At 72.2% G+C, this 11,639-nt stretch carries 10 protein-coding genes; 4 read left to right on the forward strand and 6 right to left on the reverse strand.

Annotated elements, in window-relative coordinates:
* The 3 genes from SM611_RS04585 to SM611_RS04595 all read right to left on the reverse strand — a co-directional run bounded on the left by SM611_RS04585 (position 1) and on the right by SM611_RS04595 (position 2,841).
* Positions 1-990 carry a zinc-dependent alcohol dehydrogenase gene (locus tag SM611_RS04585; RefSeq protein ID WP_371947536.1) on the reverse strand — a complete coding sequence of 330 codons (990 nt, stop codon included), beginning with the start codon at positions 988-990 and terminating at the stop codon, positions 1-3.
* 154 nt (positions 991-1,144) lie between these two features.
* Positions 1,145-1,942 (reverse strand): inositol monophosphatase family protein, encoded by a 798-nt coding sequence (locus SM611_RS04590; protein WP_371947537.1) that lies wholly within the window; start codon positions 1,940-1,942, stop codon positions 1,145-1,147.
* Positions 1,943-1,944: 2 nt separating this feature from the next.
* On the reverse strand, positions 1,945-2,841 hold the full coding sequence (locus SM611_RS04595) for a phosphotransferase (RefSeq protein ID WP_371947538.1): 897 nt from the start codon (positions 2,839-2,841) through the stop codon (positions 1,945-1,947).
* A gap of 62 nt (positions 2,842-2,903) precedes the next feature.
* Here SM611_RS04595 and SM611_RS04600 point away from each other — a divergent pair, with 62 nt between their 5' ends.
* Complete coding sequence (locus SM611_RS04600; protein ID WP_371947539.1) at positions 2,904-4,442, forward strand: FAD-binding protein; 1,539 nt, start codon at positions 2,904-2,906, stop codon at positions 4,440-4,442.
* Between the two features lie 60 nt (positions 4,443-4,502).
* Here the strand turns inward: SM611_RS04600 and SM611_RS04605 are convergent, their stop codons facing one another.
* Entirely contained in the window at positions 4,503-5,264 is a 762-nt protein-coding gene (locus SM611_RS04605) for a TIM barrel protein (protein WP_371947540.1), read from the reverse strand.
* A 115-nt stretch (positions 5,265-5,379) separates the two neighbouring features.
* Here SM611_RS04605 and SM611_RS04610 point away from each other — a divergent pair, with 115 nt between their 5' ends.
* Positions 5,380-6,213 (forward strand): SDR family NAD(P)-dependent oxidoreductase, encoded by an 834-nt coding sequence (locus SM611_RS04610; protein ID WP_371947541.1) that lies wholly within the window; start codon positions 5,380-5,382, stop codon positions 6,211-6,213.
* A gap of 9 nt (positions 6,214-6,222) precedes the next feature.
* Here SM611_RS04610 and SM611_RS04615 read toward each other — a convergent pair whose 3' ends face one another.
* On the reverse strand, positions 6,223-7,263 hold the full coding sequence (locus tag SM611_RS04615) for a hypothetical protein (protein WP_371947542.1): 1,041 nt from the start codon (positions 7,261-7,263) through the stop codon (positions 6,223-6,225).
* Between the two features lie 63 nt (positions 7,264-7,326).
* Positions 7,327-8,568, reverse strand: coding sequence for a 3-dehydroquinate synthase family protein (locus tag SM611_RS04620; protein ID WP_371947543.1), 1,242 nt, complete (start codon positions 8,566-8,568; stop codon positions 7,327-7,329).
* A gap of 122 nt (positions 8,569-8,690) precedes the next feature.
* Here SM611_RS04620 and SM611_RS04625 point away from each other — a divergent pair, with 122 nt between their 5' ends.
* Positions 8,691-9,923, forward strand: a complete 1,233-nt coding sequence (locus tag SM611_RS04625; protein WP_371947544.1) for an ATP-grasp domain-containing protein — start codon at positions 8,691-8,693, stop codon at positions 9,921-9,923.
* Between the two features lie 178 nt (positions 9,924-10,101).
* Complete coding sequence (locus SM611_RS04630; RefSeq protein ID WP_371947545.1) at positions 10,102-11,538, forward strand: NAD(P)/FAD-dependent oxidoreductase; 1,437 nt, start codon at positions 10,102-10,104, stop codon at positions 11,536-11,538.
* Positions 11,539-11,639 lie beyond the last annotated feature (101 nt).

Consider the following 11,639-nt stretch of genomic DNA (forward strand, 5'->3'; position numbering starts at 1 on the left):
TCAGGACATGCGGAAGACGGAGCGGACGTTGCCGTCGGAGCGCTCGAGCGCGATCTGGAGCGCCTTCTCCGCGTCCCGCAGCGGGAACTCGTGGGTCAGCAGCGGGACGATGGGGAGGCCGTCCGCGATCATGTCGATCGCGTCGGCGAACCGCCCACCCGGCCCGAGGACGCCGCGGATGGTCAGCGCCTTGATCGTGGCGACGCTCGGGGCCATCTCGGCGGTCCGCCCGACCCGGTAGCCGACCAGGCACACCCGGCCGCCGGGGCGCACCGCCTCCAGCGCCTCCCGCACGGCGACGGGATAGCCGGACGCCTCCAGCACGACGTCGGGAACCAGCTCCGGACGGGCCTCCAGCAGCCCGGCCAGAGCCCCGTCACCGGCGTCGGACACCGCGGCGGCGCCCAGCTCCGCCGCGATCTCCCGGCGTTCGGCGACCGGTTCGGACACCACGGTCACCTCGGCGCCGAGCGCCTTGGCGGCCTGCATCAGCGTCAGCCCGATGCCGCCGGCGCCGAGGATCGCGACCCGCTCGCCGGCCCGCAGGTCGACGGCGGACAGCGCGTGCAGCGCGACCGCGAGCGGCTCCACCTGGGACGCGGCGCGCATGGGGACGTGCTCGGGAAGGGCGAAGAGGTTGCGGATCGGGATCGTCATGTACTCCGCGCACGAGCCGTCCCGGGTGAATCCGAGTTCCCGCAGGTCGTCGCACAGGACCTGCTCGCCGCCGGCGCACGCCGGGCAGTGCCCGCAGCCGCACGTCAGGTCGCCGACCACGCGGCGCCCCACCCATTCCCGGTCGTCCGGCGAACCGGCGGCCACGACCTCGCCGCTCCATTCGTGGCCCGGCACCACGGGATAGGAGAACCCGTGCCACACGCCGCGGAACAAGGACAGGTCGCTGCCGCAGAAAGAACTGTAAGCGATTTTCACGAGCGCCTCACCGGGGCCTGGATCCGGTATCTCACGGTCCTGCACCACGGCTTGCATCGGAGATTCAAAGACCAAAGCCAGCACCCGTACCACTCTTTCGCTTCGAGTTTTCACAGAAAGGACGATGCGCACACCAATTGATTGTGCGCGTCCACGCTAAGCAGGCCCGCAGAGGGTGTCAAGAATGGTCGAACTCACCGCTCGGACGAATTCATCCGGCTTTGCCGTTGACAATCCGCAGCGCCTCGCCGTGCAGGATCGCGTTCGAGGTGAGCACCGGGTCGGCGGCGTCCCAGGCCCCGCCGCGCAGCGACGTCATCCGGCCGCCGGCCTCCTCGACGATGAGGCCGAGCGGCGCGACGTCCCACGGCTCCCCGCCGCCGCCCGAGGACGCGAGGTCGTAGGTCCCCTCCGCCACCAGCATGTGCGGCAGGAAGTTGCCGAAGCCGCGCGAGCGCATGCAGCGCCTGATCAATCGCACCAGCCCGTCGAGCGAGGGCGGGTCGTAGTCGCGCAGCCCCCCGTACGCGATGCGGGCCCCGTCCAGCCGGGCGGTCGTGGACGCCGCCACCCGCCGGGTGCGCTCGAACGCGCCGCAGCCGCGGTAGGCCCACCATCTGCGGCCGAGCACGGGCGAGCTGACCAGGGCGAAGACCGGGGAGCCCGCGCGCAGCAGCGCCACCATGTGCGCGTACACCGGGATGCCTTCGATGAAGTTGGCGCTGCCGTCCAGCGGGTCGATCACCCACTGCACGGAGTCGCCCGGAATGCGGCCGCCCTCCTCGGCCAGGACGGAGTCGGCGCCGAACGCGGCCCGGATGCCGCCGGTGAGCACGTCCTCGACGCGCATGTCCACGTCCGTCACCGGGGATCCGTCGGCCTTGGTCCACGTCTCGTAGCCGCCGCTCCGGAACGCCGCGGCGGACAGTTCGTCGGCCCGGTCGAGCAGGTTCCACGCGAGCGCGAACCGCTCGTCCCGCGCCGCCGGGCCGGGTACGTCCCGGGCCACGGTCAGGGCCGTACCGGCAGGCAGCGCCGCGCCTGGGCCCACGCCTCGCGATCCTCCGCATCGCCGGTGTGCGGCGCGAAGAACCAGGCGGCGTACTCGGTCAGCTCGTTGAACAGCCAGCGGATCTCGTAGAAGCGCAGGAAGTGCCGGCGGCCGCGGGGCGTGCCGCCGAACGAGCGGACCAGGTGGTAGAAGTCGCGCTCCGGCGGCCCGTACATCAGCTCACCCCAGTCCGCGAGCAGCAGCGAGGCGCCGTGCCGCAGCACGTTCCCGGCGCCCGGCTCGCCGTGCGTGAGGACGGGCGGCCGGCCCGCCGCGGCGCAGCGCGCGGCCAGATCCGCGAACTCGGCGCGCAGGGCTTCGACACGGTCGGCGGCGGCGCGGAGCAGCGCGTGGAACGGAAGGCTGTACGGGCCGGTGTCGGGCGGCCCGGACCGGGCGACGTCGAGGGCCCGGTCGAGGTCGTCGCCGAAGGGCAGCGTGTAGGTCTCCGCGGGCAGATCCACGTCGACGGTCGCGGCGTGCACGCCGGCGACCATGTCGCTCACCGCCCACAGCTCCAGCGGGGAGAGCGACGCGGGGACCTCGCTGACCGGCAGGTAGGGAAAGACCACGACCGGGCGCCCGCCGACCGTCCGGGAAACGCGGCCGTCGGCTCCGGCGATCGGCGCCAGCACGAAATCGAGGCCGTTCGCACGCAGCCGCCGTGCCGCCTCGTACGGCGCGGGGCTGTGACCGCGCAGATCCCGCCGCACGCTCACCCACAAATCACCCAACCGGTAGCACCAGCTGTCCGCACCTAATGGCATGAACTCGAGCGGGCCGGGATCCGCGCCGTACTGTTCGACGAGCACGCCCACCAGTTCTTCTTGATTCAGACCCGCCAGCGGAAGCAGCATTGGATCCTCCTGGAGTCAGACTCTCCGGGAAACTGCAATCACTAAACCGCAATAGGTGGATTATGACCAGCGACGCCATTTCCCAGGAGTTCGACCGGCCGCTGCGGTCGCACATCGTGATCGTCGGCGCCGGGCTGGCGGGGCTCGAGACGGCCAACGAGCTCGTCCGGCACGGGGTGCACGACGTCCTCGTGCTGGAGGCCGGGCCGGCCGGCGACCTGCGGCACGTGAACGTGGCCCACGCGCCGGAGACCGCCCTGCGCATGTGGCTGCAACCGGGCACCGACGCCTATTTCGACCGGCCGTGGTCGTCCCGGACCCCGTCCGCCTTCGCGGCCGGCTCGGGCATCCGGCGCCGGGTCGGCGGCCGCTCCCTGTACTGGTACGGCGTCTCGCTGCGGCTCGAACCGTGGGCGCTGGCCGCGCCGTGGTGGCCGGCCGCCGTCGTCGCGGACCTGACCGGGTCCTGGCGCGGGGGAAAGTCGCTGTACGAGCAGGTCGAGCGGCACCTCGCCGACTGGCGGTCGGACGGCGCCGAGGCGGCCGGGCCCCTCGCCGCCGGCCGCCCCGCCGCACGCCTGGGCGACCTGGACCTGCTGCCCGTGCCGTTCGCGCGGCGGCCCGCCGGCCCCGGCGCGGAACGGTGGTACGCGTACACGCCGCTGGACCGCTGGCGCGATCCGGTGAGCGGCGAGACCCGGCCCGCCGGACCGTCCCCCCGCCCCCCTGTGTGGACGGGCGTCGAGGTCGAGCGCGTCGTCGTGCGGGACGGCCGCGCGCGCGGCGTGGTGGCCAGGGACGCCCGCACGGGCGCGGCGGTGCGGATCGCTGCCGACCGGGTCGTGCTCGCGGCCGGCACCATCGAGAGCAGCCGCCTCGCCATCCAGGCGCTGGGCGAGCGCGCCCCCGCTCCCCGGCCGCGGCTGTCCGGCCTGTGCGACCACATGGTGCAGGGCGTGTTCGCGCGCCTGTCGCCGCAGCAGGGGGCCGCCCTGACCGGCGTGGTGCCGGAGGGCTCCTACTACGCGCCCGGCGACGCGGCCACCCGCGCCAACACCTTCCTGGAGCTGCGGCGGCTGCCCGACGGGTCCGTCCTGGTCGACCTGCAGGCCACCGGCGAGCAGTTGCCGTCCGAGGAGAACTACGTGGAGTGCGGGCCCGCGTCCGGGGCGCGGTCGCCCGCCGCCGTGCGGGCGGCCCCGCGCGGCGCCGACCTCGACGTCCTGGCCGCCGAACGCGAGCTGCTGCGGGGGGCCTGGGACCGGCTCGGCGAGATCGCCGGATTGCCGCGCACGGCGCTGTCGTTCGGAGACTTCGAGCGCCCCGACCGCACCAACGAGCTGCTGCTGCCCGAGCACCTCGGGAGCCTCGACCTTGGGGCGCCGGCGACGTGGAGCGGTCATCTGGGCACCGAGGACCACGAGGGCGGGACGCTGCCGCTCGGCCGCGTCCTCGACGAGGACCACCAGTTCGCCGGCGTGCCCGGGCTGTACGCCGCGGGCCCGTCGACCTTCCCCCGCATGGGCGCGGCGAACCCCTCGCTGACCACGCTGGCGCTCGCCCACCGGCTCGCCGCCGTGCTGGCCGGACGGGCGCGGTGAGCCTCGCCGTTCCACGGAGCCGTTCCCCACGGTCGTCCGCGCGGTCGTCCGCGCGGCCGTCTAGGCGGTCGCGAAGAGCGCGTACGCCTGCCGCAGCGCCTCGATCGGCTCGCCGCGCGGGATGAACTCGTGGGAGACGAACCCGCCGTAGCCCCGCTCCTTGAGCAGGCGCCCGATCGCGCGCCAGTTGACCTCCTGCCGGTCGTCCAGGTCGTGGCGGCCCGGGACCCCGGCGGTGTGGATGTGGGCGATCTCCGGCAGATGGGTTTCGACCGTACGCAGCAGATCACCTTCCATCAGCTGCATGTGGTACGCGTCGTACAGCAGTTTGAGGCCGGGTGAGCCCACCTCCGCCACCACCGCCGCGGCCCACCCGGTGCGGTCGCATTGGTTGCCGATGTGGTCCACCTTGCTGTTCAACGGTTCGAGCACCAGCACGACGTCCGCCGCCGCGGCCTCGGCGGCGAGCGGCGCCAGGCCGTCGGCGCAGATGGAGACCGCGTCGGCGTCCGACGCCGCGCCTCGGTTCCCGGCGTTGACCGCCAGGAACGGGATGCGCTCCCGCACCGCGGTGTCGAGGTTGCGGCGCACCTCGTCCGCCAGCGCCGGATGGTTGCGGGCGTCGTTGAACCCGACGTCGAGGGAGACCTGGCCGTCGATGACCACCGGTTCGAGGCCCACGTCCCTGGCCGGTGACCACAGCTCGGGCGGCAGGAAGTCGACGCCCCGATAACCGATTTCGGCGGCTGCCGGGAGCAGGTCGGGAATTGGCTCTCGGCCCGCTGTGAAGGACCACCAGGCGAAACTCTGTCGATAGGACAACTTCGATTACCTCTTCCGGTGCCGATTCTGTTTCCGGTCGATTCCTGAACAGGGTGGGTCACCGCGCCGCGCCACGGCAAGATGACCAACCGGCGAGAATGGAGAAGGGAATCCCATGGGCCTCATCGTGATCACGGGCGCGAGCGCCGGAATCGGCGCGGCGGCCGCCGTCGAACTGACCCGCAGGGGACGTCGCGTACTGGCGACCGGGCGGTCGTCCGGCAAACTCCGGGCGGTGCACCGCGACATGCTGGCCGCCGCGCCGCGCGGCCTCGACGTGCCCGTCCCGATCCCGGCCGACCTCGCCGAACTCCGCCAGGTCAGGGAGCTGGCCGAGCGGATCATCACGGGTCCCGACCGGCTGGACGTCCTGGTCAACAACGCCGGCGTGCAGCCGTCCCGGCGGCAGGTCACGGCCGACGGTTTCGAGCTCTGCTTCGCGGTGAACCACCTCGCCCCGTTCGTCCTCACCGATTCGCTGGCGGACCGGATCAGAACGGACGCGGGGCGGGTGGTCATCACGGCTTCGTCCAATCACGCCGCCGCGAGATTGGACCTCGCCGATCCGCAATTGGCGAGCGGCTGGAGCCCCGGGCTGGCCTATGCGAACTCCAAACTGGCGAACATCCTGTTCGGCAACGAGCTGCGGAGGCGGATGGGGTTCGCGGCGACGACATTCCACCCGGGGACGGTCACCACGGAGCTGAACCGCGATTCGCGGTTCGTGCGTGTGGTGAAGCCGTTCGAGCGCTTTGTCATGGCCTCGCCCGCGAGGGGCGCCGCCACCCTGGTGTGGCTGGCGGACGGCGCGGGCCCCGACGCCTTTCAGGTCCCGTACCACTACCGGTGCCGGCCGCACCCGGTCTCGGCCGCCGCGTCCGACGAGGGGCTCGCGGCCCGCCTCTGGGAGCTGAGCGGCGAGCTGGTCCGGGGCGCCGGCCGTCCGTAGGGCCGCCGGTCATCGGTACGACTCGAGCTCGCCGCTGCGGCGCACGTCGAGCGTGACGCAGTGGAACCCACCCGCCAGGCTGCGCGAATGAGTCAGCTGCAGGGGGATCGACTCGACGCCGTGCCGGGAGAGTTCCGCGATGAGCTCCGTCTGGCGCCGGTCGACGATCACCTGTCCCGGCGCCGTGACGAGCAGATTGATGCCGACCCAGACCGAGGCGCGGGGCCGGTCCCCGACGAAGCCCGTGTCGAACGGTTCCGGCGCGATGATGCGATCCCAGCCGCGCAGATACTCGGGCATGTTCTCCTCGGTCACTCGCGCCGGGTTCACCAGGACCAGCCCGGGACGCAGCGGAATCAGCGTGGAGTCCAGGTGGATGCCGGTGTAGAGATCGCGGCACGCGTGCACCCGGTACGCGTCGCCGAGCACCGACTGGAGCCAGCGGCAGCCCATCTCGTTTCCGGCGTCGGACACGAGATAGAGGATGTCGGTGCCGAAACGCAGGACGTTGGCGGCGTCGAAGGCCGGTTCGAGATTCTTCAGACGCCGCCCGGGCGGTGCGGCGGGGTCGTACATCTCGTCCGCCAGCCGCGGCTTCGGCGCGGATATCCAGCGCGCGCCACCCGCGAAGTACTCCTGGAAGGGCTCCTTGTACGAGTGGCCCTCGAAGAACCGCGACCGCAGTACCATCGGCGCCTCGATGATGGTGTCGCCGATGGCGAGGAAACCGTCCCGCGGGCAGTAGTCGTAGAAGCCGTCGGCCTGCCAGTCGGGCGTGGCGAACGCCGCCGAGTGATCGTGCGGCGCCGGCCGCCTGACCTTCACCCCGAGCCGGCTCAGCTCGTCGCAGAGCATCTCCAGCTCGGCCTCGGTCTCCTCGACGACGTGGTCGGGGAACGGGCCGGACGGGGCCGCGCCGAGGTCGTCCAGGTCGGCGTACTCCAGGGCGCGCAGGCTTCGGTCGGGGGTGGGCAGCCGGCCCCCGCGGATCGTGCCCACGATGATCTCTTCCAGCGGGTCCCACTCGTTGTGCACGTCGACGGGGCTCATCTGCGGCCTTTCTCGTGGCATCGGACGGCTGAGGGTGTTCAACCGTCTGGAATGGACGGTCGATCAGTCGGTGTGAAGCTCGTCGATCGCGGACTCGACCAGTGCGCGCGGGACACCGATCAACGGCCGCCCGTCGGCGGTGACCGGGCTGCCGAGCGCGTCGAGCAGGACCATGGCGACGGTCTCCCCGTCGGTCTTCAGGTAGCCCCGCTTGTTGTCCTTGCTCAGCAGTTCCGTCACGGCGCGCCGGTCGACGGCGGACAGCCGGCCGCGGGACAGCCCGAATCCGGCGAGCAGTTCGTGGTGACGGCGCTCGTCCGCCGGGGAGAGCCCGCAGAGCCGCGTGGCGATGCTCGCCGCCGCGAGCATTCCCCAACCGACCGCCTCGCCGTGCGAGATGAGGCCGCGCGACGCGAACTCTATGGCGTGCCCGACGGTGTGGCCGTACTCGAATATCAGGGCCGCCGCCTTTTCTTTGGGGTCGGCCTCGATGAAGGGGATTTTCGCTTTGACGCCGATATCGAGGAACGTCCGCAGGGCGAGTTCCGGATCGGTGTCGATCAGCGGGACGGCGCCGGTCAGCCGGTCCGCGTCCGCCGGCCGTACGGCGAGGACGTTCTTCGCCATTTCCACGATGCCGGTCGCCAACATGTGCGGCGGCACGGTGCTCAGCCACGCGAGATCGCAGGCGATGAGGGAAGGTGCGAGGAATGTGCCGCAGAGGTTCTTGCCCTGCGTCAGGTTGACCGCCTGCTTGGCCGACAGCACGGCGTCGAACGCGGCCACCGGCGTCGTCGGCAGGTGGACGAGCGGCAGCCCCCGGTAGAGCAGCGCGGCGACCATTCCCGCGACGTTGCCGACGACGCCGCCGCCCATGGCGACGACCACGGCATCGCGCCCTATCTTCTCGGCTACGGCCCGTTCGAGGAGCGAGCCCACCAGTGACAGCGATTTCCGCTGTTCGTTCGGGTCGATCGTGACCGGCACCACCTTCACGTTCCGGTCGAGTGATCCGAGCAGGTCCCGCGCGTGCCGCTGCACGCCGCCGTCGATCAGCATGAGCACGGCTCCGCGCCCGGCGAAACGCTCCGCCAGCAGCTCGCCCATGGCCGTCCGGCACGAATAGCCGAAGAAATAGGGGACTTCCTGCTCCCCCAGCGAGAACCGGTAGTTCTCGAGCCGGGCCGGAAGGACGGCGGAGCGGGTGCCGGGCAGGGGTGGGCCGGCCGCGTTATCCGCAGATGATTGTGGCATCAAAATGACGTCCAGATCTATGTGGGTTTCCAGTGATCGCGTCCTGAACATCTGTACAGAGCGGGCTCGTCCGGCGTCAAGCGGCGCCCGGTCCGGCGGCGTGAAGACGGCCCGAAGCCGATATGAAGCCGGGCATTGATAACGTCGCGCAGTTCACCGCGACGAAAGGAACGATGATGCCGGGTAAAGGCGAGCCACCGAAAGTCGGTGTCCTTTACGATGCGGGGTCGGCCGGGCCCGTCGAGATCTTCGCCGCCTGCCGCGGGCTGTGCGAGCCGGTCTTCATCCGGAACGGTGCGGAAGGGGCCCGGCTGGGCCGGTCGGCCCTCGACATCACGGGCCTCGGACCGGACGCCGCTGCCGCCGCCGTGCGCGCCGCGGGGATCGGGCATCTCATCACGTTCAGCGAGCGCCAGCTCATGGCGACCGCTGAGATCGCCGAGCGGACCGGCATCGGTTTCCTGTCGTCCGATACGGCGCTGCTGTGCCAGGACAAGGCCGCGCAGCGGCGCGCCCTGGCGGACCGCGGCGTCGACATGACGCGGACCCGCGCGCTCCGCGACCCCGGCGACCTCGCCGACGCGCTCACCGAGATCGGCCTGCCCGCCGTCATCAAGCCCCGCCAGGGCATGAGCAGCGCCTACACCGTCCGGGTGGACACCCTGTCCGAGGCGCGGGAGTGGCTGAAGGGCTGGGTCGCCCGCTCCCCCGGCACGGTCAGGGAGCTGGTCGTCGAGGAGATGCTTCAGGGGGATTCGGGACAGGCCGGCCCCGAATGGGGCGACTACGTGTCGGTCGAGTCGATCGTCGACGGCGCTGAGGTGCACCACGTGTGCGTCACCGGCAAGTTCCCGCTCGCCGAACCGTTCCGTGAGACGGGCCTGGTGTATCCGAGCACCATCGATGCGGCGTTGCACGCGCGGGTGTGCGACCTCGCCGGGGCCGCCGTCCGCGCGCTCGGCATCGACCGCGGCGCGACGCACACGGAGGTGAAGCTGACCGCCGAGGGGCCGCGGATCATCGAGGTCAACGGACGCCTCGGCGGCTACATCGCGGACTCGCTGCGCCACGCGGCCGGGTTCGACCTGATCGCGGCGGCGATCCGCAGCGCCCTCGGCCTCCCCCTCGACCGGTCCGTGCCGGAGCCTCGGCAGGTCGGCTACAAGTACCAGTTCCAGCCGCCGCGGACCGCGTCCCGCGTCACCGAGATGCGCGGCGCGGAGACGCTGGAGCAGATCCCGGGCGTGCGCCGCTTCGAGCTGTCCTCGCCGCCGGGCTCCCCCGTGGACTGGAGCCGGGGATCCGGCGGCCACGTGGGGATCATCCACGGTGAGGCCGCCGACCACGACGGCGTCCTCGCCGCGATCCAGGCCGCGACGACCGCCCTGGAGATCACCTACGAGTAGCGCGCACCCCATGCGGCGTTGGGAATGGCGAGTTGTCTCGCGCCCGGCCAACGTCCCGTGTGGCGCGGTGTGGGCCGGAAGCCCTGACCCGAGGCCGCGTCGGGGGCAAGGGGCGCTTAAGAGGGGTCCCTGACCATAGGCGTGGTGTGGTGTCGCCTATGGCGAAGGGACGGAGATTGTGGACAGGTCTCGACACGCGGTCGTGCTGGGCGCCAGTTGGGCGGGGCTGCTGGCCGCCCACGTGGTGGCGCGGCACTGGGGGTCGGTCACGCTGGTGGAGCGCGACGTCCTGCCGGACGGCCCCGAGCAGCGCAAGGGCCTGCCGCAGGCCCGGCACGTCCACGTGCTGTGGTCGGGCGGGGCCCGGATCGTGGAGGGGCTGCTGCCGGGCACGATCGATCGGGCGCTGGCGGCGGGGGCGCGCAAGGTCGGGTTCCACGAGGACGTCGTCACGCTGACGTCCCACGGGTGGCAGCACCGTTTCCCGGCGCGGCAGTACGTCATCATGGGCGGCCGTCCGCTGCTGGACTGGGTGCTCCGCGAGCAGGTCCTGGCCGATGAGCGGATCGATCTGCGGCAGCGCACGGAGGCCGTCACCCTGGTCGGCGACGGCAGGCGGGTCTCCGGCGTGGAAGTGCGCGCCGTGGACGGCGGCGCGCGGGAGATTCTGGACGCCGACCTCGTCATCGACGCCACCGGGCGCGGCTCGGGCCTGCGCCGCTGGCTGTCGGCCCTCGGCCTCCCGCCCATCGAGGTGGACATCGTCGACGCGGGCATCGCCTACGCCACCAGGGAGTTCGTGGCGCCTCCCGGCGCGACCGCCGGCTTCCCCGCCGTCAACGTCGCCGCCGACCACCGGGTGCGCGAGCCCGGACGTTTCGGGGTCGTGTTCCCGCAGGAGGGCGGCCGCTGGATGGTGACGCTCTCCTGCACCCGCGGCGGGGGGCTGCCGACGCGCGCGGAGGACTTCCTGCCCTACGCGCAGTCGCTCCGCGACCCGCTCGTCGCCCGGCTCATCGGCTCGGTGGAGGCGATCACGCCCGTCTTCGTCTCGCACATCGGCGCCAACCGGCGGCTGTACCCCGAGCGGCTCGGGCGGTGGCCGGACGGCCTGCTCGTCCTCGGCGACTCGCTCGCCGCGTTCAACCCGATCCACGGCCACGGGATGAGCGCCGCCGCGCGCGCCGCGGCCGTGCTGGACGGACGGCTCGCCGGGAACGACCTCGGTCCGGGCGACGCGCACGACGTGCAGCGCGCGATCAGCGAGAGCGTGGACGATCCGTGGATCATGGCGGCCTCCCGGGACCTCGACTTCGTCGACTGCCGCAACCGGTCCACGGACCCGCGGCTGACCGAGGGGGCGGCGGTGACGCAGCAGTTCGTCGACCTCATCGCCGACAAGGCGAGGTGCTCGCGCGCGGTGTCCGACCTGGTCACCGACGTGGTGAGCATGAGCGCGCCCCAGTCCGAGCTCGGGTCGAGCGACTTCCTGGCGCTGATGCAGCAGCCGGACGAGGGGCTCGCGCCCCTCACCGGGCCGCCGCTGACGGACGAGGAACTCGCGCTCGCGAACCTGGACCGGCACCACTCGGAGGCCCTTCGCGCCGGCGGTTGAGAGGCCGGACCAGCTCGCCCCTCCCCTCCGTCTTGGACGCACCCGCCCGGCTCGCACGTCCGGGCGGGTGCGTGTCGTCGTCCGGGGCGGGTCCACGGTGT

It is taken from the genome of Actinomadura monticuli, assembly GCF_041463655.1.
Taxonomy (GTDB): Bacteria; Actinomycetota; Actinomycetes; order Streptosporangiales; family Streptosporangiaceae; genus Spirillospora; species Spirillospora monticuli.

Coding starts and splice junctions, on each gene's coding strand:
- SM611_RS04585 (WP_371947536.1), bottom strand. CDS start 990: ATGCAAGCCGTGGTGCAGGACCGTGAGATACCGGATCCAGGCCCCGGT.
- SM611_RS04595 (WP_371947538.1), bottom strand. CDS start 2,841: ATGCTGCTTCCGCTGGCGGGTCTGAATCAAGAAGAACTGGTGGGCGTG.
- SM611_RS04600 (WP_371947539.1), top strand. CDS start 2,904: ATGACCAGCGACGCCATTTCCCAGGAGTTCGACCGGCCGCTGCGGTCG.
- SM611_RS04610 (WP_371947541.1), top strand. CDS start 5,380: ATGGGCCTCATCGTGATCACGGGCGCGAGCGCCGGAATCGGCGCGGCG.
- SM611_RS04615 (WP_371947542.1), bottom strand. CDS start 7,263: ATGAGCCCCGTCGACGTGCACAACGAGTGGGACCCGCTGGAAGAGATC.
- SM611_RS04620 (WP_371947543.1), bottom strand. CDS start 8,568: ATGTTCAGGACGCGATCACTGGAAACCCACATAGATCTGGACGTCATT.
- SM611_RS04625 (WP_371947544.1), top strand. CDS start 8,691: ATGATGCCGGGTAAAGGCGAGCCACCGAAAGTCGGTGTCCTTTACGAT.